Genomic DNA, 20,189 nt, shown 5'->3' with positions numbered 1-20,189 from the left:
GCGCATGTCAGTCGCCGCAGTCGAGGCGAGAAGCACCGCTGATCGGATCACGGCGCCGCTGCTCGCCATCAGTGACGCGATCGCCGCGCTCCTGCTTGCCGCCGATCTCGTGGTGGTCTGCGTCGCGGTGCTGGCCCGCTTCCTGTTCAACGCGCCGGTCGAATGGTCCGACGACGTCGCCCGCGGCCTGATGGTCGGGTCGAGCTTTTTCGGCGCGGCAAGCGCGCTCGCCCGCGCCGAAAATCTCGGCGTCGCCTTCTTCGTCAACATGCTGCCGCCGGGCATGCGGCGGGTGGTCGACGCGGTCGGTGCGCTGCTTGTCACCATCATTGCCGGCTATGTCGCGTTCAACGCCGTCAAGATGGGCTGGCTGACCACCGGTCAGACCTCCGGCTCCGGCCTGCCGCTGGAATGGACGTTCTATCCAATGGGCGTCGGCGCGGCGTTTATGACGATCTTCGCGTTCGAGACGTTCTGTGGCCGGCCGCTGCGCGACATGACGGTGGCCATCGTCGCGACTGCCGTCATCGTGGGTCTCTATCTCGCCTGGGATGCATTCGCACCATCGTCCGTACCGTCATCGCAAACGTTGATGCTGATCGGCTTCTTCCTCACGCTGTTCGGCGGACTGCCGATCGGCTTTGCGCTGGCGCTGGCGGCGCTGATCTTCATCTGGGTCGAGGGCACGCTGCCCGGCGTGATCTTCGCCCAGCAGATGGCGCGCGGCATCGACAATTTCGTGCTGCTCGCGATCCCGTTCTTCATCCTGGTCGGCTACCTGATGGAAGCCAACGGCATGTCGGTCCGGCTGATCGAGCTGCTGCAGCGCGCGGTCGGACGGATGCGCGGCGGGCTCAACGTCGTCATGGTGATGTCGATGGTGCTGTTCTCCGGCATCTCGGGCTCCAAGATGGCCGACGTTGCCGCGGTCGGCTCGGTGTTGATCCCGGCGGCGCGCCGCTCGCGGCAGAACCCGGGCGGGGCGGTGGCGCTGCTCGCCGCCTCCGCGGTCATGGCGGAGACCATTCCGCCTTGTATCAACCTCATCATCCTCGGCTTCGTCGCCAATCTGTCGATCGGCGGACTGTTCGTCGCCGGCATGTTGCCGGCCGCGCTGATGGCGCTGGCGCTGATCGCGGTGTCGATCATCTTCGGCAAGCGTCCTGCCACGAACGTGGAAGCCGAGCCGCGCGCCGCGGTATCGGGACTCTGGACCGGTGCGATCGCCTCGTTCGGGCTGATCTTCATGATCTTCTTCGGCTTCAAGAGCGGCTTTGCGACCGCGACCGAGATTTCCGCCTTCGCCGCGGTCTACGCCATCGCCGTCGGCAGCCTGCTGTTCCGCGAGCTCGGTGCGAGGAGTCTGGCGCATTGCTTCGTGCATGCGGCTGTTCGTTCGGGGCTGGTGCTGTTCATCGTCGCCGCGGCGCAGTCGCTGGCCTTCATCCTGACGCTGCAGCAGGTGCCGCATGCCGTCGGCGACCTCATGCTGGCGATCTCGGGCAGCCACGGCGTCTGGCTGTTCATGCTGCTGTCGATCCTGGTGCTGGTGGTGATGGGCTCGGTGCTCGAAGGCGCCGCGGCGCTGATCATTTTCGGCCCGCTGCTGCTGCCGGTTGCCGTCAAGCTCGGCATCGATCCGCTGCATTTCGGCGTCGTGCTTGTGATCGCGATGGGGCTCGGGCTCTTTGCTCCGCCACTCGGCCTTGGGCTCTACGGCGCCTGCCTGATCGGCAACGTGCCGATCGAGCAGACCATCAAGCCGATCGCGGGTTATCTCGGCCTGCTGTTGCTGTGCCTGCTGGTGATCGCCTTCGTGCCCGCCATCAGCACGGCCTTGCCGCATGCGCTCGGCTACTAGGGGGGTGGGATCGTGAAGGTGCTGCTTGCCCATACCCCGCAGATGCGCCGCGACTATTATGGCGAGCGCAGCCTGAACGGCCTGCGCGCGGTCGCCGACGTCATGCTGCACGAGGGCGAGGACGCGCTCGATGCGGCGGCGTTGGTCAAGGCTGCGGCCGATGTCGACATCATCGTCGCCGACCGCATGACGCAGGGGCCGGGAGCGATTTTTCCCCAGCTGCCGAAGCTGCGCGCGTTCGTACGCTGCGCGGTTGACATCCGCAATATCGATGTGGCTGCGGCCTCCGCCGCCGGCGTGCTGGTGACGCAGGCGAGCGCCGGCTTCGTCCGGTCGGTCGCCGAGCTCGCGCTCGGCTTCATGGTCGATCTGTCGCGCGGCGTCTCGCGCGCCACCGCGGATTATCACGCGGGCAGGGCGCCCGAGGTCGTGATGGGCCGCCAGCTGGCGGGAAGCGCGATCGGCATCATCGGCTATGGCAGCATCGGGCGCTATCTTGCCGGGATCGCAAAAGTGCTCGGCATGAATGTGCTGGTCGCCGATCCCTACGTAACGATCGATGATGCGGCGATCGGGCATCTGCCGCTCGACGATCTGCTGGCACGCGCCGACTACGTTGTCTGTCTCGCGATCGCCAACGCGCAGACCGAGAACCTGATCGGGCAAGCCGCACTGGCGCGGATGCCGAAGCACGCATTCTTCATCAACCTGTCGCGCGGAAACCTCGTCGACGAGGCGGCGCTGTCGGCCGCGCTGCGCGATGGCCGCATTGCGGGTGCCGCGATGGATGTCGGCCGCGCGCCGGACCAGATGCCGACGCCCGAGCTTGCGAAGCTGCACAATGTGATCGCAACGCCGCATGTCGGCGGCCTGACGCCGCAGGCGATCGAGCATCAATCGTCGGAGACGGTACGCCAGGTCGCGAAGATCGTCGCCGGCGAGATACCCGTCGGTGCGGTCAATGCCGGCTACTGGACGCGGCAGCCTCGGCCATGAAAGTTTGGCGAAGCCCAATGTCGACCGCGGGGCTGGACAAGAGCTTCGCATCCGGCCCAGACTTGGCCCGCATAACCGCGGCCCCTGAGCGCGCGGACAATCAATGAACGGACGTCCCGCAACAAACGACGGGCGCCGAGAGGGAAACAGGGAGGCATCACATGGCTATTTCACGCCGTGACGTTTTGTTGGGCAGCGCCGGTGCTTTGGGCGCCGCATCATTTTCCTTCCCAGCGCCTGCCATTGCACAGTCGGAACCGATCAAGATCGGCTGTCTCGCGGCGATCACCGGCCCGAGCTCGGCTCCGACGGTCGGCTTCAATCGCGGCGTCAACTTCGCGGTCGACGCCATCAACGGCACCGGCGGGGTGAAGGGCCGCAAGATCGAGCTCGTGATGCGCGACACCCAGGGCGATCCGACCAAGGCGGTGAACGCGACGCAGGAGCTGATTAGCCAAGCCAAGGTGCACGCGATCTGGGGTCCGCTGAACTCGGGCGAGGCGCTGGCGACAACGCCGATCATGGCGCGCGCTAAGATGCCGGACCTGCATCCCTGCGTCGTCGAGACCCTGATCGACCCGGTCAAGTTCCCCAACGCGTTCCGTATCGCGCCGTCGAACAACCAATGGGACGATGCCGTGCGCAATTACTGTCTCAAGATCCTCAAGGTGAAGAAGGTCGCCGTGATCGGTGACACCACCGGCTATGGCGTCACCGCGGTCGGCGCTTCCGTCGCGGCGTTCAAGAAGGACGGCGCCGAGGTGGCCTATCAGGCCAATATCGACGCCACGCAGCCCGACATGACGCCGGACATGCTGCGCGCCAAGAATGCCGGCGCGGAAGCGATCGTGGTGTGGAGCGTCTCGACCGGCATGGAGGCGCGCATGTTCAACACCCGCGCCGCGATGAACTGGGACGTGCCCTTTGTCGGGCATCCCTCGATGGCGTCGGGCGAGCTTGCGAGCCTGGTCGCCAAGCCGGAGAACTGGAAGAAGGTCTACGCGATCGGCTACAAGAGCTGCAGCTATGACGGCGCCGGCAAGCTGCCGCCGAAGAGCGCGGACCTGGTCGCGCGCCTGACCAAGGCCAACATCGCGCTGAACGACACGCTGTTGTGGTGGGTCGCGGGCGGCATCGATTGCATCGAGCTGATCGCCAAGGCGGTCGCCGAAAGCGGCTCGACCGACAGCGCCGGCATCATCAAGTACTGGAACACGCTGTCGACCTATCCCGGCTATTTCGGCAATTACCGCTTCTCGCCGACCGAGCACAACGGCTACCTGACCGAAGAGATCGTGATGTCGGAAGCCTCTACTGCCAAGGACGGCACCTTCGCGCTGGCGCCGGGGTATACATAGAAGGGCGAGGGCGCAGCCGATGCTGGCCTCGATCCTCGCATCCGGTCTCGCGGCGGGCGCGATCTACGCGCTCGTCGGCGTCACCTACAACACGATGTTCTCGACCTCGCGGGTGATGAGCTTCACGGCCGGCCAGCTGGCGATGCTGGGCGGCGTGTTCGGCTCGATGTTCACGCTGAAGCTCGGCCTGCCCATTGCCGTCGGCTTCGTGCTGACGCTCCTCTGCTGCGCGGTGATCGGAATCATCACGGAATTCGTCGCGGTGCGGCCGGTGCTCAAGAGCCTCGACCAGCATCTCTACGTGCTCTCGACCCTCGCGGTCGCGCTGATGATCCAGCAAATCACCGCGATCAAATGGGGCACCGAGCCGCAGCCGTTCCCGCGCATCGCGGGATTCGGCGAGGGCGTTTGGGACGAGAAATTCTGGCTGCCGGTCCTCGCCTGCGCCGTCACCATCATCGGCCTTGAATATCTCTACCGCCGCACCCTGGTCGGCCGCGCGTTCCTTGCCATTGCCGAGGATAATTTTGCGGCGCGGGCGCTCGGCCTGCCGGAGCGCAATCTGCGGGTCGCGAGCTACGCGCTTGCCGGCGTGGTCGGCGGCATCGCCGGGTTTTCCGGCGGGCAGTTGCTGCTCGCCTTCTTCGCCAACGGCGCGCTGCTCAACTTCTACGGCTTCGTGCCGGTGGCGCTGGGCGGGCTCGGCAATAACAGAGGCGCGATCATCGGCGGGCTGGCGCTCGGCCTGTTCCAGCAGGCGGCGAACTTCCTGGTCGGCGGCATCTTCTCCTCGGTCGCGGTGTTCACGCTGTTCATCGTGGTGCTGCTTGCCGCGCCGCAAGGGCTGTTCGGCGCCTCGACCGCGCGGAGGGTGTGATGACGTCGGTCGTGGCCACTCCGCCCCGAGCCGACAGCGGCGTGTGGCGCGCCGCGCTGCCGCACGTCCTGCCGTTCCTCGGCATTCTGGTGGCGGCGGTGCTGCTGCCGTTTGTCAGCAACGATTACTGGGTGCTGATCGGCACCCGCATGGCGATCTACTGGGTGCTGGTGTCGGGCCTCAATCTGGTGGTCGGCTTCGCCGGTCACCTTGCGATCGGCTATGTCGCGCTGCTGACGCTCGGCGCCTACACGACGAGCGTGCTGGTTGCCGGCAACGTGATGCCGGCGCTTCCGGTATTCGTCGCCTTGCCGATCGCCGGCCTGATTGGCGCGATCTTCGGCGTGGTCGTCGGCCTGCCGGCGCTGCGCCTGCGCACCTTCTACTTCGCCATGTCGACGCTCGGCTTTGCGACCATCGTGACCCAGATCGCGCTGGCCTGGCAGAGCGTGACCGGCGGCGGCATCGGCATTGCCGGTCCCGAATTCCCGCCGCCGTTCAACACGCCGTGGGGGTTCTACGCCCTCTGCATCGCCTTCGCAGCGCTGACCACCTGGATGAGCGCCAATGTCGCGCGCAGCCGGTTCGGCCGCGCGCTGATCGCGGTGCGCGACGCCGAGGTCGCCGCTGAGGCCAGCGGCATCTCCAAGCCAAAAATGCTGATCGCGATCTTCCTGTTCGCCGGCGCGCTGGCAGCGATCGCCGGCGGATTGTTCGCGACCTTGCAGACCTACATCACGCCCGATGCGTTCACTTTCGATCTCTCGGTGCTGTTCTTCATCGCGATCCTGATCGGCGGCCGCGGCTCGATCCTCGGGCCCATGCTCGGCACCATCATCCTGACCATCCTGCCCGAGATCGCGGCGCCGCTCGCGGCTTGGTCGACCTTCCTCTACGCGGTGCTGCTGCTCGTGATCGTGCTGGTGATGCCCGGTGGCATCGCGGCGCTGCTCGATTTCCGCAACCGTCGGCCGCTCGCCAGCAACCGCGCCATCGTTCCGCGTCCCGCTGCATTCGCCGACATCGTGCGCCGCAGGGACGGCGGCAAGACGCTGCAGCTGCGCGGCATCGCGCTGAGCTTCGGCAATGTGAAGGCGATCGACGGTCTCGATCTCGATATCGCGCCCGGCGCGATCCACGGGCTGATCGGACCGAACGGCAGCGGCAAGACCACGACGCTCAACGTGATCTCGGGCTATTACGCCGCCAAAGCCGGCACCATGACGCTTGGCGGCGAAGTCCTGGCCGCGGGCCAGCCGGTCAAGCGCGCCGCGTGCGGCATCGCACGCACCTTCCAGACGCCGCGCGTGATCGGCGAAGCCTCGGTGCTGGAGAACGTCATGATCGGCGGCTCGATCGAGGGCCGGGCCAATTTCGTCGAGGCGATGCTCGCACTGCCGCGCAACGGCGCCGACGAGCGTCTGCTCGCGGCAAAGGCGCACGCGCTGCTCGGCGTCGTCGGCCTCGAGGCGCTCGCCGACATACGCGCCGATCGCCTGCAGCACAGCGAATTGCGCTTCATCGAGATCGCGCGGGCGCTGATGCTCGATCCGGACTTCCTGCTGCTCGATGAGCCCGCCGCGGGTCTCTCCAATGACGAGATCGAGCGGCTCGCCAGCCTGATCAAGGCGGTCTGCGGCCGCGGTACCGGTGTGCTGCTGGTCGAGCACCATGCCGATCTGATCTTCGATATCTGCCACCAGGTTACCGTGCTCAATCTGGGCCGGACGCTGGCGGCGGGAACCCCGGCGGAGATCCGCATCCACAAGGAGGTCGTCAGTGCCTATCTCGGCGGCTGAACCGTTGCTCGCGGTCAATGGGCTGCAGTCCGGCTATGGCAAGATCCGTGTGCTGCACGGCATCGACATCACGATTGGCGCCGGCGAGGTCGTGGCGCTGCTCGGGCCCAACGGGGCCGGCAAGACCACGCTGCTGCGCGCGATGTCCGGACTGTTGCCCGTCACTGCCGGACAGGTCCGGTTCGGCGACCGCGACATGACCAACGCCACGCCGCGCGATGCCGCGCGTGCCGGGCTGGTGCATGTGATCGAGGGACATCGCGTGTTCACGCAGATCTCGGTGACCGACAATTTGCTGCTCGCCGGCTATGACCTGCCGCGCGCCGAGCGCGCCGTGCGCATCGAGGAGGCATTGGCGTTCTTTCCCGAAATCGCCGAGAAGCGGCATGAACGCGGCGGCGCGCTGTCGGGCGGGCAGCAGCAGATGCTGACGGTGGCGCAGGGCCTGGTCCACCGGCCGCGGCTGTTGATGCTCGACGAGCCGTCCGCCGGACTGTCGCCGGTGCTGGTCGATCGTGTCCTCAACGTCATCGGCCGGCTGCGCGAGCAGGGCACCTCCGTGCTGCTGGTCGAGCAGCTCTTGGAGAAGGCGCTCGCCTGCGCCGATCGCGTCTACGCGCTGGTGCAGGGTGCGATCGCGCTGGAGGCGCCGACCGGAGAGAGCGACCTCGCGCATCGGCTCGAGCGCGCCTATTTCGGCCATGAGAGCCACGCGTTGCAGACCTAGCCAATACAACCTGTATGCTAGACGCCAACGGCGACGCAACTTGTGATCGGATGCGGCGTCGACTGCCGTTTTGGCGCAATCTGCACGTGCGCCATAAAATGGCACGACAGGTGCAGGCGGCTTTGCTAAGCTTCACAGCGATACCCGATTGTGATCATTGTCGCGTTGTTTTTAAGACTTGTTGCGGTTGCCTGCGTCTGCAGCTCTCTTCAAGAGGCCTACGATGCAATGTTTGCGTTGCGGTTGTCAGAACAGGGCGACCAATGAGTATTGCGAAGGGTGCGGGGCCTCTCTCGGAATTACGTGTGAAGCTTGCGGCCACCTGAACGGATCAAGCAGCCGCTTTTGCGGAAAGTGCGGCGCTGCGTTGGCGACGGCGATTGACGCGACCCGGGTTCAGCCGTCGCACGAGCATGCGCTGAGGAGCCTGCATGCCAAGGGCGGGGAGCGGAAGCGCCTCACGATCCTTTTCGCTGATATCAGCAACTCGACGGGCATCATCGATAGCCTCGGAGATCCCGAACTGGGCATGCGGCGCTTGCAGCCGGTGCTCGACCTGATGAACGAGGCGGTTCACCGCTACGGCGGCGTCGTCAACAAGGCCCAGGGCGACGGCGTCATGGCGATGTTCGGCGCCCCGCAGCCTCATGAGGATCACGCCGTTCGGGGCTGTCTCGCGGCGTTGGCGATGCAGGATGACGTCAAGCGCCTGCATGACGTCGATATGCAAATCCGCGTCGGCGTCCACACCGGTGAGGTCGTCTTCCAGGCCATCGAGCACGGCATCTATCAAACCTATGATGCCGCGGGCGCGAACGTGCACCTCGCCAGTCGACTGGAGCACCTTGCCGAGCCCGGCACCATTCTGGTCTCGAGGGAAACCTACGCTGTCGCGAAGCAGTTCGTGGAGGTGGAGTCGCTTGGAGAGCAGGCCATTCGGGGGCTCGCGGCTCCCGTCGAGGTGCTCAGGCTGAGGGGCCTTCAGCATGCGCCGTCGAGCGGTGTGTTCCGGACCGGACGACGGTTGAGTCCCTTGACCGGCCGCGCCGACGAGTTTGCGGCGCTGACAGCTGAACTCGAGAACACCCGCAAGGGAGATGGCCGGGTGATCGGTGTCGTTGGCGAAGCCGGCATTGGAAAGAGTCGCCTTTGCTTCGAATTTGCCGAGAGTTGTCGCAGCAAGGGCATCCGCGTCTTCGAGGCGCGTGTGCTCGCGCACGGCCGCGCAACGCCGTTTCAGCCGGTGCTGGCGCTGCTTCGGGATATTTTCGGGCTTCGCATCAAGGAGGAAGCGCCGGACGTTTCGCGCCGCCGTATCTTCGACCGGCTGGCGGCAATGCCGGTCTCCGATCATCTGGCACCCGTGCTGCTGGAATTCCTCGGTCTGGCGGACCCGCGCCAGCCCGCGCCGAAACTGGATCCCAAGGCCCGCAAGGCCCAATTGCTCGATTTCGTCGGCGAACTGGTACGCGCCGCACCTCGTGACAATGTGACGGTCGTCCTGATCGACGATCTGCACTGGATCGATCCGGCGAGCGAGGAGTTCGTCGAGGCCCTTGCCGACGCCGTGGTCGGAACCACGACGATGCTGCTGGTCAATTTCAGGGCCGGATTGAGCGCGCCGCTGATGCAGCGGTCGCATTACCGGCAGATCAACATGGCTCCGCTTGGGCCCGCGGAGGCGCAATCGATCTTGCGCGATCATTTTGGTACCGACCCGTCGCTGGCGCTGTTGAGCCGGAACATCGTCGAGCGCGCGCACGGGCAATCCGTTCTTCCTGGAAGAGCTCATGAGCGCCCTCGTCGAGCGCGGCGACTTCGAGGGCGAGAAGGGCGCGTACCGGCTGAAGGGCGGCATCGACACAATCCCGCTTCCGACGACCGTGCAGGCCGTGGTCGCGGCGCGCATCGATCGCCTCGACGAACACGCAAAAAGGGCCCTCGAGGTCGCCTCGGTTGCCGGGCGCGAGATTTCGTTGTCGGTTCTCGATGCCGTTGCCGGACTGGCGAAGGCCGAGCTGCTGGAAGCCGTGGGACATTTGCGACGCGCCGAATTGCTCTACGACGTGCCCCCCTTCGAGCAGCGGCTGATCGCGTTTCGTCATCCGCTGATCCAGGAAGTCGCCTATCTGTCGCTGTTGCACGAACGGCGCCGCGAGCTTCACGCGGCCGTCGCGCAGGCGATCGAGAAGCTGTTCAAGGATCGCGCCGAGGAACGGGCATCGCTTCTCGCCTACCACTGGGAGCATGCCGGCGAACATTTGAAGGCGGCGCAGCAGCACATGCGTGCGGCGGTCTGGGTCGGTGCGAACGATCCCAGTCAAGCCTTGCGAAGCTGGAAGAAGGTGCGTGAACTGCTGACGCACCAGCCCCCGTCGCAAATGACCGACTATCTGAAGATGATGGCCTGTGGCCAGATCGTGAATTTCGGCTGGCGCGAGGGAATTTCCGCCGCCGATGCGCAGGTCTATTTCGAGGAAGCCCGCGGCCTCGCGCTCGCGATGGGGGACCTGCGCGCCAACACGCTGATTCACGCTGCCTACGGCCGGATTTTGGCGAATGGCGGCTCGGCCGACGAATATGTCGAGCGGGTGCTGGAAGCCAAGGCGCTTGCCGACACCGGCACCGACACCAGTGTCCAGGTCACGCTGAAGGCCATTCTCTGCCACGCTCTCCGGCTCTCGGGACGGATGTCGGAGGCGCTGCAGATGAACATGGAGGCGGCCGCGCGCGCCTCGGAGATCGTGAAGTCGGACCGGGAGACGCTTGGATTCGACGTCGAGGTCTGGTTGACCGCCATGCGCGGGCAGACGCTCGTGATGCTGGGGCGCGGGTCCGAGGCCCGGCCGCTGCTCGATCGCGTGCTGCAACTGGATGGCAGCCAGGTCGATGCCATTCACTATGTCATTCCGAGCCTCGCCTATGTCGACCTCGCCTGGTCCGAAGGCGACGTCGGACTGGCCCAGCACCACGCCGATCGCGCCTTCTCGCTCGCGGTCAAGAGCGGCAATCCGTATTTGCGCGTCTACGCTCAGGCCAGCCGCGGCCTGTCCCATATGGTGGCAGGTCGGATCACATCATCGATCGAGGACCTGACGGCCGCGCTCGACTTCGCGCGAACCCGCAAGGCCGGCCTCGAAAACGAAGCACGGATTCTCGCCGATCTGGCGAACGCGTATCGGCAGAAGGGAGATGCGGCGGCGGCGTTGTCCGCCGTCGACGAGGCGATTGCGGTTGCGGTTAAGCGGCACGCGCGCATTCCGGAATGCCTTGCCCGATCGGTTCGCGCCGATCTGCTGTTGCGCTCCGGGCGCGGCGATGAGGCCGAGGAGGGCACGAAGGAACTGGATCGCGCGACCGCGCTGCTTCACGAGACCGGCGCAATGATCTTCGCGCCCTTTGTCGGTGGCGCGGGAAAGACGGTCAAAGCTAGTCGAAGTTCGAACGAAGCCAATAATATTTGAGTTGCGAGCGAAAATTGTTCTGATCCCATTCGGATGATCTCATGTTGTTCGCGAATATGACGGGTGAACCGGTCGGCAAAGGAAGCGCCCGCACGCGCAGGGACGCGCTCCTTTGCGACATCCTGGCCGATTTCAGGCGTGCGTTTTCCGATCTGCTTTTCGAGCTCGACGAAGGCAGCGCAACCGTCAATGCTCAGGCCTTCATTCGTGGCAACGACCGGGTCGTGCGGATCTATGGCGGACTGGCTTACCACGCGGCGATGAACGCCGACGGCCTTGTCTTCGCCCTGCTTCACGAAGTCGGACACCATCTGTCGAAAGGCGGCCGGCTCGCCGCCAACTCCGAGCTCGGTTGCGAGTGCGCGGCGGACCGCTGGATTCTCGCCAAGGGCGCAGCCCGGCTACGCAAGCAGACCGGGCGCACGCTGTCGATTCAGCGCGCGGTATCGAGCATCGAGCAATTGACTGCGCTTGCCGCCTGCGGCCTGGGAGCTCGCAAGCGCGGTCCAAGCGTGTGCTGGGCCGATCATTGGCCGAGGCGCAAACATGTACTGGTTCGACCGGAAGCCGCGCCGGCAATTCCGCGGTGCTATCTGTCCGAGTTCTTACGACTGAATCAAATTGCACAAAGGGAGACGACAAATGGGTGCGCTACTTCCCGTCGGCAGCGGTCCCGATGCTGAAATCGTGGACCGGCTGAATGAGCTCTTCAGCGGCAAGGATCTGGCTACTCTTCGCAAGCACAACAGGAAAGAAAAGCTGTTTGATCCGAGCCACAGGTTGCGGCGCGTCGCGTTCCGCATCGGTGCCTATCCGAGCAAGGATTACGGGAAGGATGATGCCAAGCGGAAATGGTTCTTCTTTCTCCACCATGTGCTGCCTCAGGAGACGCAGGAGGCGATCAAGAAGATCCTGGGCGACGCGATGACCCGAACCGCGATCAAGGCGGTGAAGTTCTCGGTCGAGGAAAACAGCGTGGTGACTCATCCGCATCTGTTTCCGAGCAACAACGAGCCACTCGCGAACTACCTGAATGGGGCCGGTACCGCCTATCTTGTCCATCTGGTCGTGCAAGGGCCGATGGATGACAGCGCCGAAGATCCGCCAGGCGACAACGACCCGGACAGCGGTGAACAGCCGATCGCCTGGCCCGAGCTTTCGCTCCGCAGGCCAACGTTCAGGCGCGCCAAATCAGGCGGCGGGAAGGGCGCCGGCAAGAAGAAAGCCGTCAGCAAGAAGAAGGCAGCCAAAAAGGCGGCCAAGCGTCCGCGCAAGCGTTGACGACGCGATCATAGCGGTTGATTGTGGCGGCAAGGGTCGACGGATGCGTCGGCCCTTCTGTCTCCAGGTCGTCCTGAAATCTGGCTGGTGGCAGCGCCTGCTGCCGGCTGCCCAAAGTCCGCTACGGCGCCGGTCCAGCCTGTTCCGTTGCGGATGGAATGCTGCGTCCGATGCGACTTCCCTTTTTCTACGGCTGGATCATCGTCGCGGTGACCTTCGTCACCATGGCGATCGGCGTCAACGCGCGTACGGCGTTCTCGCTGTTCTATCCGCCGATCATCTCGGAATTCGGCTGGGAGCGCGGCATCACGGCGGGCGCCTTCTCGTTCGGCTTTGTCGCCTCGGCGATCGCAAGTCCGCTGATCGGCCGGTTGATGGACCGCGGCGGTCCGCGCGCGGTGATGGAGCTTGGCGTGCTCTTGATGGGCTCGGGCCTGCTGCTGGCGCCGCTGACGACGCAGCCCTGGCACCTCTATCTCACGATCGGCGTGCTGGTCGGCGCTGGCAGCGTCTGCCTCGGCTATTCCGGACAATCGTTGTTCGTGCCGAACTGGTTCCTCCGCCGCCGTGGACTTGCGATCGGGCTCGCCTTCGCCGGCGTCGGCATCGGCTCGGTGACGCTGCTGCCGTGGGTGCAGCACATGATCGAGCACACCGGCTGGCGCACCGCCTGCACCGCAATGGGGATCGTGGTGCTGGTCGTGCTGGCGCCGATCAATCTCTTGCTGCACAAGCGGCCGGAGGACATCGGCCTGCAGCCCGACGGCGATGCCGCGCCGACGGCGACGTCAGCCAGGCCGGCATCGAATATCGTCGACCCCGTGTGGGCCGGCACCGACTGGACGCTGTCGCGTGCGCTGCGCACCGCGCGGTTCTGGTGGATCGCGATCGGTTATTTCTGCGGCCTGTACATCTGGTACGCGGTGCAGGTGCATCAGACCAAATTCCTGCTCGACATCGGCTTCAGCTCCAATGTCGGGGTCTGGGCGCTTGGGGTCGTCAGCCTGCTCGGCATTCCCGGCCAGATCTGGCTCGGGCATCTCTCCGATCGGATCGGCCGCGAATGGGTGTGGGCGATCTCCTGCTTCGGCTTCGTGATCTGCTTCGCCGCGCTCGCCGCCTTGAAATACTGGCCCAACATGGCGCTGATCTATCTCATGGTCTTCACCCAGGGCGCGCTCGGCTACGGCCTGACATCCGTGATGGGCCCGGTCGTGCTGGAGATCTTCCAGGGCAAGCATTACGGCAGCATCTTCGGCACCGTGATGCTGGCTGCGCTCGCCGGCGGTGCTGCGGGCCCCTGGATCACCGGCCAGCTCTATGATCTCTCGGGCAGCTATACCAGCGCCTTCCTGCTTGGGATCGCCTTCAGCCTGCTGTCGGCGTTTGCGATCTGGCAGGCCTCGCCCCGCAAGGTCCGCGCCGTCGCCGGACAGGTGCACAAGGTCGCAAGCGCGTCCTGACGCGTCAGGCCGACGAAACGCCGATGGCGCGCTGCAGGTCGGTGATCGCGCGCAGGCAGCTGTCGGCGGGGGTGGTTTCCGGATCGATCAGGCGGTGCAGGCGGAAACCATCTTCCAGCGCCAGCACGATCGCTCCGGTCCAATCCGGATCGAGTCTGCCGTTCCGGCCGCTGTTCTTCTGCGCAGTCGTGACAATGTCGGCGATCAGCTTGCGCCGCGCGCGCAGACGTTTGGCGAGCTCGGGCCGGCGCTTCTCGGCGCGCGCCACGAACAGGATCATCTCCATGTGCAGGAGAGGGGAGCGGCCGAGCGGATCCTGCCGGCTGCGATCCATGGTGCGCAGCGCCTCGAGGAAGTCGGCCAGGTTGCTGTGCCGGGCGAGCAAGTCGAGATTGCGCCGGATCGATTGCTCGACGTGATCCTCGAGCATCGCGAAGATCAGCTCGTCCTTGCTCTTGAAGTTCGAATAGAAGGCGCCGCGGGAGAAGCCCGCCGCGGCCGCGATCGCCTCGATGCTGGCGCCGCCGATGCCCTGTTCCTCGAACACCCGCGCCGCCGCCTCGAACAGCTTCTCGCAGGTGTCGTCCCGTGTCGGTCTGGTTCGAACCCTTGACATCGGCGCATTTTAGGGCACAATGCAACTCGATACAAGAGTGTATCGAGTTGCATTCGACAGAACCAGAACAGCCGCATCCGTGATGATGCGGTCTTGAGGATGACACCAGGGCACGCCAGGCTTTAAGGCCCAGGCGTAGCGTGCGAACGAGGTCACCATGAACGAGCAAGTTCAGCCGGCGAGCGGCGAGCCGCTTTTCAATCCACTGGCGCCTGAATTCATTCGCAATCCCTATCCGTATTACGAGCGGCTGCGCCGCCTCGATCCGATGCATGTCAATGTGCACGGCGCTTTCGTCGCCAGCCGGCACGCCGAGGCGAGCCTCGTGCTGCGCGACAAGCGGTTCGGCAAGGATTTTGCCGAGCGCTCGATCCGCCGCTACGGTCCGAAGATCATGGACGAGCCGGTCTTCCGCAGCATGAGCCACTGGATGCTGCAGCAGGATCCGCCCGACCACACCCGCCTGCGTGGCCTTGTCGTCAAGGCTTTCACCGCGCGGCGGGTCGAGGACATGCGGCCGCGCATCCAGCACGTCGTCGACGAGACGCTCGACCGCATCATTCCGCAAGGCAAGATGGACCTGATCGAGGATTTCGCGTTCCGCCTGCCGGTCACCATCATCTGCGACATGCTCGGCATCCCCGAGGAACATCGCGAGGCCTTCTACAACGGTTCGCGCGATGGCGGCCGCATCCTCGAGCCGGTGCCGCTGACGCCTGAGGAAATCAAGCAGGGCAACGCCGCCAATGCGATGGCGGCGATGTATTTCCATCAGCTGTTCGAGCTGCGCCGCAAGCAGCCCGGCGACGACCTCACCACCCAGCTGGTGCAGGCCGAAGAGGACGGCCAGAAGCTCACCAACGAGGAACTGACCGGCAACATCATCCTGCTGTTCGGCGCCGGCCACGAGACAACCGTGAACCTGATCGGCAACGGCCTGCTGGCGTTGTTCCGCAACCCGGACCAACTTGCGCTGCTGAAGGCCAATCCCGGCCTGATCACCAATGCGATCGAGGAGTTCCTGCGTTACGATTCCTCGGTGCAGCTGACCGGCCGTGTCGCGCTGGAGGATATCGACGATCTCGGCGGCAAGCGCATCCCGAAGGGCGAGAGCGTGCTGTGCCTCCTGGGCTCGGCCAATCACGACGAGGCTGTCTACCCCGATCACCCCGAAAGGCTCGACATCCGGCGGCCGAACGTCAAGCCGCTGTCGTTCGGCGGCGGCATCCACTTCTGCCTCGGCGCCCAGCTGGCGCGGATCGAGGCCGAGATCGCGATCTCGACACTGCTGCGCCGGATTCCCGACCTGCGGCTCGATGACGCGGAAAATCCGGAGTGGCGGCCAACCTTCGTGCTGCGCGGGCTGAAGCGGCTGCCGGCGAGCTGGTGACGTTCCCGCGGGGCAGCGATCCGCGGCGGGGCCGGCACACGCACGCTTGAACGGGAAATCAACCATCTGTCCAGAATCCCAGCAGTAAACCGGCTGTGACTTCGCCGTACTTGTCTCTATATTTGGGTTGCTCCGGCCAGAGGTTGGCAAAGGGTTCAGCATGAGGAGGCTGCCCCGGAGCTGGCTCAAAGGGAGACACCGTGCAGACGACGCTGCTCGGCCTGGCAATTGCCTTCATTCTTGCACTGGTCGCGGCGCTGGTCGGTCCATATTTCGTTGACTGGAACCAGTTCCGGCCGCAGTTCGAGGCGGAGGCGTCCAAGATCATCGGCGTGCCGATTCGCGTCGCCGGCAATCTCGACGCGCGTCTGCTGCCGGCACCCTCGCTGCGGTTGAAGACGGTCACCGTCGGCGGCGCCAACGACCTCGGCAAGATTCGGGCTGCCAATCTCGACGTCGAACTCAGCCTGAGCTCGCTGATGCGCGGCGAGTGGCGTGCGAACGAGCTCACCATCAACGGCGTGTCGCTCGATCTCGGGCTGGACCCGAAAGGGCGGATCGACTGGTCGCCGTCGAGCGGGAGCTTCAACCTCGCTTCGCTGGCGATCGACCGGCTCAACCTGACCGGCCGCATCGCGCTGCATGATGCAGCGAGCCGCAGCACGCTCGAGCTCAACGACATTGCCTTCAGTGGCGACGTCCGCTCGCTTGCCGGCGCGATCCGGGGTGACGGCAATTTCATGTTCGACGGCAACCGCTACCCGTTTCGGGTCTCCTCGGGGCAGAGCGCCGATGGCAGCGGCACTCGCCTGCACTTCAGCATCGATCCCGGGCAGCGGCCGGTGTCGGCCGATCTCGACGGCATCCTGACATTCGAGGCCCGCGCGCCGCGGTTCGAGGGCACGCTGACGCTGGCGGGTGCGCCCGGTCAGCGCGGCGGCGATGCGCCGCCATGGCGGATCGCGGCCAAGGTGAAATCGGATTATTCGGCGGCGCGGCTCGACCAGATCGACGTGAGCTATGGCGCCGAGGACCGTGCGCTGAAGCTCGCCGGCAATGGCGATCTGCGTTTCGGTGCGTCGCCGCTGCTGCGCGCCTCGCTTACGGCGCGGCAGCTCGACGGCGACAAGTTCGCCGCCAAGGATAGCACCAAGGACAGCAGCAACGGCAATGTCGAGCCGGTCCGCGTGCTGCCGGCGATGCGCGCGGTGTTGTCGGGTCTTCCGCAAAGCCCGATACCGGCGCAGGTGGAGCTGGCATCCGAGCAGATCATGCTCGGCGGCCGTCCATTGCAGGACATCTCGGCGGAGCTGCGATCGGATGCGAAATCATGGACGGTGCGCCGGCTGGAATTTCGCGCGCCGGGATCCACGCGGGTCTCGATGAGCGGTGCCAGCGCGCAAGCTGGAGCGGCGAACAGCTTCAAGACCGCGCTCAACATCGAATCGTCCGATCCCGACGCGCTGATGACCTGGCTGCAGGGGCGCGGCGACGCCACCTATCGCAGCCAGAGGCCGCTGCGTTTGCGCGGCGACGTCATGGTGTCACCATCGGGCTTTTCGATCGATGAGATGAAGGCGGAGATCGAAAGCGGCACGCTCGAGGGCCGCGTCGCGGTTACGTACCGCGAGGCAACCAGCGGCTCGAAGGTCGAGGCGCAGTTGAAGGCGGATCGGCTCGATCTCGACGCGACCGCGGCATTGATCCGCTCGCTGGCCGGTCCGCAAGGCGAATGGCCCGACGAGGCGCAGCTGTCGCTCAACGTCGGGCGCGCGGTCTCTTCCGGGCAGGAATTGCGGCCGCTGCTGGCGAAAATCGCCTATAGCCCGAAGAATGTCGTGCTCGAGCGCGTCAAGATCGGCCAGCCCGACAACGTCACGCTCGACGGCAGCGGCAATTTCGACCGCGCCAATTCGACCGGCAAGCTCGCGGTCGACGCGACCGCCGCGTCGCTTGGCCGGCTGACCGCTGTGGTTCAGCCATTCGCGCCGGCGCTGGCGGCGCGGCTTGGCGTGCTCCGCGCGGATGCCGGCCCGGTTCGCGCCAGGCTCGCGCTCGACCTCGGCAAGGGCAAGGCTGCCGACCGCGTCAGCGCGCGCGCGACGCTCGATCTCGACACGCCGCAGCTCAAGGGCAATACGGTGATTTCGGTGACGCCACAGGTGGCCGCGATCCGTGCGCTGGATTTCGATGCACTTCGCCGCAACGATGTTGCAGCGGAGACGAAATTCTCGGCCGGCGATGGCAACGCTTTGCTGGCGCTGCTTGGGCTTGACCATGCGGTCGCAGCCGGTGCCGGTTCGACGCAATTCGAGGGCATGGCGATCGGCGCGTGGGGCGCGCCGTTGCGGCTGAAGGCAAGGCTCTGGGGCGCAGGGCTCGACGCGGATGCCGAAGGGACCGCGGAGCCTTGGACCAAGGACGGGGCCAACGCGGGCAAATCGAGCATCAGCCTCCGCGTCCGCAGCGCCGACATCAGTCCGCTGCTCAATCTGAAGCCAGCCGATCCGGTCGCAAACATCCGCCTGTCGTCGAAGCTGACGCTCGCGGGCGACAGGCTGACCTTCGACGATCTCGACAGCATCGTCGCCGGTTCACGGCTGCGCGGTCATCTGGCGCTGACGCTCGCCGATCAGAAAAGCGTCGACGGCGAAGTCGGTCTCGATCAGATCACGCTGGCGCCGATTTTCGCGGCCGCGATCGGCGCGGCCGGTCACGATGCGACGGAGCCGCTCGGCCAGGGCCTCACAAGCGCCTGGCGCGGCAAGGTCACGTTCGAAGCGCTGCATGGCCTGCTGCCGGGTGGCGCCGAACTGCAGCCGGTCAGCGGCACCATCAGGTCGGACGGGCAGTCGCTGACCTTTGACGGCATCAAGGGCAAGATCGGCGGCGGCGAGGCGACCGCCACCATCGATGTGCGACAGGGCGCCAACGGACTTGCGCTCAGCGCCAATGTGCAGCTGTCCGGCATCGACAGTTCAGCCTTGCGCTACCGCAGTCTCGCGATGCCCAAGGGACGCGCCTCGATGCAGATGACGCTGTTGACGCAGGGCCGAAGCGCCTCGGCGTTGACCGGCGCGCTGTCCGGCAGCGGCACCGTGACGCTGGAGGGGCTGAGCCTTCCGGGCCTCGATCCGCGCGCCTTCGAGGTTGCGATCCGCGCCAGCGATTCCGGGCAGGCGACCGACGACACGCGGCTGCGGCAGATCGTCGAACCGGTGCTCGCGAGCGGCGCGCTGTCGATCGCTTCGGCGCAAATCCCCTTCAACATCCGCGACGGCCGCCTTCGGGTCGGCGCCACCACGCTCGCGGCGAACGGTGCCAATGCGACCGTATCCGGCGGCTACGACATTCCGGCCGACCAGGCCGACATTCGCGCCGCCCTGGCATCGACGCAGGTCGGCACGGCCAACAGCCGACCGGAAATCCAGTTGCTTGCCGTGGGCACGCCCGACGGATTGTCGCGTAGCATCGACATTGCGGCGCTGTCGTCGTGGCTTGCGGTGCGCGCGATCGACCGGGAGACCAAGCGGCTCGACGCCATCGAGCGCGGCGAACCGGCGCCGCCGCCGACCCAAACGGCGCTTCCGCATCCGGCCGAGCCGGCGCCGGATGCATCCAACCCGAATTCGGCAGGCATGCCTTCCGCCAACTTGCCGGGGCCTGGTCCTGATCCGCGCCGCGTGCCGGCGAAGCCGAAGATCGTTGCGCCGCGGCCGCCGACTGTCCCGCCGGCCGCCACCGCGCCCGCCATTGCGCCGCCCGCATCGCTTGCGAGCCAGCCGCAGCTGGCGCCGCTGCCGCCGCCGATCGAGGTCAAGCCGGCGCCCGGCGCGGCCAGGCCAAAGCCGCTGCGGCCCCCGCTGTCGCTGACGCCGCAGGTCGCCAATCCACCGCAGCGGCCGGCGATGCAGAACTAAACGCGCTTTCAAGCGAAGTGGGCACCGGTTCGCGTCAAGACAGCGCGTCAAACGAAGCGCTGGCTCATGATCGGTGCTGGAGAATATTGATCAGCTTGCCGAAGGGATCGCGGACGAAGAAGCGCCGCACGCCCCACGGCTCGTCCGCCGGTCCGTATTCGATCGCGATGCAGGCTGCCTTCATTCGGCGCAGGGCCTCGTCGAGATCGTCAACCTCAATGGAGAGATCAGGCACCGGCGTGCCGGAGCCACCTTCGGAGGCGAAGCTGATTTGAGCCTGCATTGTTTCGGATGAGCCATAAGTCGCAACCCAACCGAAATCCATCAGTGGCTCGAGGCCAAGCACGTCGCGATAAAACGACTTCGCTGCCGCTGTGTCCGGTGCGGCAACGTTCGCGACGATCCGATCGACCTTCATGCTGAGCCCGCGCAGCGGA

The 20,189-nt window shown here is 65.8% G+C and carries 14 protein-coding genes and 1 pseudogene; 13 read left to right on the top strand and 2 right to left on the bottom strand.

Annotated features, from left to right (window positions below; all coding sequences use genetic code 11):
* The first annotated feature begins 4 nt into the window (after positions 1 to 4).
* The 11 genes and pseudogenes from ACVI1L_RS01090 to ACVI1L_RS01040 all read left to right on the top strand — a co-directional run bounded on the left by ACVI1L_RS01090 (position 5) and on the right by ACVI1L_RS01040 (position 13,826).
* Positions 5 to 1,861: a TRAP transporter large permease gene (locus ACVI1L_RS01090; protein ID WP_456782068.1), complete on the top strand. Its 1,857-nt coding sequence runs from the start codon at positions 5 to 7 to the stop codon at positions 1,859 to 1,861.
* 12 nt (positions 1,862 to 1,873) lie between these two features.
* On the top strand, positions 1,874 to 2,857 hold the full coding sequence (locus tag ACVI1L_RS01085) for an NAD(P)-dependent oxidoreductase (RefSeq protein WP_456782067.1): 984 nt from the start codon (positions 1,874 to 1,876) through the stop codon (positions 2,855 to 2,857).
* A gap of 161 nt (positions 2,858 to 3,018) precedes the next feature.
* Positions 3,019 to 4,215, top strand: coding sequence for an ABC transporter substrate-binding protein (locus tag ACVI1L_RS01080; RefSeq protein ID WP_253625852.1), 1,197 nt, complete (start codon positions 3,019 to 3,021; stop codon positions 4,213 to 4,215).
* A 19-nt stretch (positions 4,216 to 4,234) separates the two neighbouring features.
* The gene (locus ACVI1L_RS01075; RefSeq protein WP_038383339.1) at positions 4,235 to 5,092 is read left to right on the top strand and encodes a branched-chain amino acid ABC transporter permease; all 858 of its coding nucleotides are present in this window, start codon (positions 4,235 to 4,237) and stop codon (positions 5,090 to 5,092) included.
* Positions 5,092 to 6,891: a branched-chain amino acid ABC transporter ATP-binding protein/permease gene (locus ACVI1L_RS01070; RefSeq protein WP_456782066.1), complete on the top strand. Its 1,800-nt coding sequence runs from the start codon at positions 5,092 to 5,094 to the stop codon at positions 6,889 to 6,891. Before ACVI1L_RS01075 ends, ACVI1L_RS01070 begins: the two co-directional genes overlap by 1 nt.
* Complete coding sequence (locus ACVI1L_RS01065; protein WP_456782065.1) at positions 6,872 to 7,618, top strand: ABC transporter ATP-binding protein; 747 nt, start codon at positions 6,872 to 6,874, stop codon at positions 7,616 to 7,618. The genes ACVI1L_RS01070 and ACVI1L_RS01065 overlap by 20 nt, the downstream gene beginning before the upstream one ends.
* Positions 7,619 to 7,841: 223 nt before the next feature.
* Positions 7,842 to 9,125 (top strand): annotated as a pseudogene (locus ACVI1L_RS01060) (adenylate/guanylate cyclase domain-containing protein); the annotation flags it as partial.
* 283 nt (positions 9,126 to 9,408) lie between these two features.
* Entirely contained in the window at positions 9,409 to 11,082 is a 1,674-nt protein-coding gene (locus tag ACVI1L_RS01055; RefSeq protein ID WP_456785681.1) for an ATP-binding protein, read from the top strand.
* Positions 11,083 to 11,123: 41 nt separating this feature from the next.
* Complete coding sequence (locus ACVI1L_RS01050; protein ID WP_456782064.1) at positions 11,124 to 11,765, top strand: hypothetical protein; 642 nt, start codon at positions 11,124 to 11,126, stop codon at positions 11,763 to 11,765.
* Positions 11,725 to 12,363, top strand: coding sequence for a hypothetical protein (locus ACVI1L_RS01045; RefSeq protein ID WP_057015031.1), 639 nt, complete (start codon positions 11,725 to 11,727; stop codon positions 12,361 to 12,363). The genes ACVI1L_RS01050 and ACVI1L_RS01045 overlap by 41 nt, the downstream gene beginning before the upstream one ends.
* A gap of 170 nt (positions 12,364 to 12,533) precedes the next feature.
* Positions 12,534 to 13,826 carry an MFS transporter gene (locus ACVI1L_RS01040; RefSeq protein WP_253625857.1) on the top strand — a complete coding sequence of 431 codons (1,293 nt, stop codon included), beginning with the start codon at positions 12,534 to 12,536 and terminating at the stop codon, positions 13,824 to 13,826.
* 4 nt (positions 13,827 to 13,830) lie between these two features.
* Here ACVI1L_RS01040 and ACVI1L_RS01035 read toward each other — a convergent pair whose 3' ends face one another.
* Positions 13,831 to 14,442, bottom strand: a complete 612-nt coding sequence (locus tag ACVI1L_RS01035) for a TetR/AcrR family transcriptional regulator (RefSeq protein ID WP_057015033.1) — start codon at positions 14,440 to 14,442, stop codon at positions 13,831 to 13,833.
* A 157-nt stretch (positions 14,443 to 14,599) separates the two neighbouring features.
* Between ACVI1L_RS01035 and ACVI1L_RS01030 the strand changes: the two genes are divergently transcribed.
* On the top strand, positions 14,600 to 15,832 hold the full coding sequence (locus tag ACVI1L_RS01030) for a cytochrome P450 (RefSeq protein WP_225643645.1): 1,233 nt from the start codon (positions 14,600 to 14,602) through the stop codon (positions 15,830 to 15,832).
* Between the two features lie 200 nt (positions 15,833 to 16,032).
* Entirely contained in the window at positions 16,033 to 19,752 is a 3,720-nt protein-coding gene (locus ACVI1L_RS01025; RefSeq protein WP_456782063.1) for an AsmA family protein, read from the top strand.
* A gap of 64 nt (positions 19,753 to 19,816) precedes the next feature.
* Here the strand turns inward: ACVI1L_RS01025 and ACVI1L_RS01020 are convergent, their stop codons facing one another.
* Entirely contained in the window at positions 19,817 to 20,170 is a 354-nt protein-coding gene (locus ACVI1L_RS01020; RefSeq protein WP_456782062.1) for a VOC family protein, read from the bottom strand.
* Positions 20,171 to 20,189: the final 19 nt, after the last annotated feature.

The organism is Bradyrhizobium sp. USDA 4516, assembly GCF_054055915.1.
The sequence above is the reverse complement of the archived record's forward strand: the minus strand, read 5'-3'. Positions and strand labels throughout refer to the sequence as shown.

Coding starts and splice junctions, on each gene's coding strand:
- ACVI1L_RS01090 (WP_456782068.1), top strand. CDS start 5: ATGTCAGTCGCCGCAGTCGAGGCGAGAAGCACCGCTGATCGGATCACG.
- ACVI1L_RS01080 (WP_253625852.1), top strand. CDS start 3,019: ATGGCTATTTCACGCCGTGACGTTTTGTTGGGCAGCGCCGGTGCTTTG.
- ACVI1L_RS01075 (WP_038383339.1), top strand. CDS start 4,235: ATGCTGGCCTCGATCCTCGCATCCGGTCTCGCGGCGGGCGCGATCTAC.
- ACVI1L_RS01070 (WP_456782066.1), top strand. CDS start 5,092: ATGACGTCGGTCGTGGCCACTCCGCCCCGAGCCGACAGCGGCGTGTGG.
- ACVI1L_RS01055 (WP_456785681.1), top strand. CDS start 9,409: ATGAGCGCCCTCGTCGAGCGCGGCGACTTCGAGGGCGAGAAGGGCGCG.
- ACVI1L_RS01050 (WP_456782064.1), top strand. CDS start 11,124: ATGTTGTTCGCGAATATGACGGGTGAACCGGTCGGCAAAGGAAGCGCC.
- ACVI1L_RS01045 (WP_057015031.1), top strand. CDS start 11,725: ATGGGTGCGCTACTTCCCGTCGGCAGCGGTCCCGATGCTGAAATCGTG.
- ACVI1L_RS01040 (WP_253625857.1), top strand. CDS start 12,534: ATGCGACTTCCCTTTTTCTACGGCTGGATCATCGTCGCGGTGACCTTC.
- ACVI1L_RS01035 (WP_057015033.1), bottom strand. CDS start 14,442: ATGTCAAGGGTTCGAACCAGACCGACACGGGACGACACCTGCGAGAAG.
- ACVI1L_RS01030 (WP_225643645.1), top strand. CDS start 14,600: ATGAACGAGCAAGTTCAGCCGGCGAGCGGCGAGCCGCTTTTCAATCCA.
- ACVI1L_RS01020 (WP_456782062.1), bottom strand. CDS start 20,170: ATGAAGGTCGATCGGATCGTCGCGAACGTTGCCGCACCGGACACAGCG.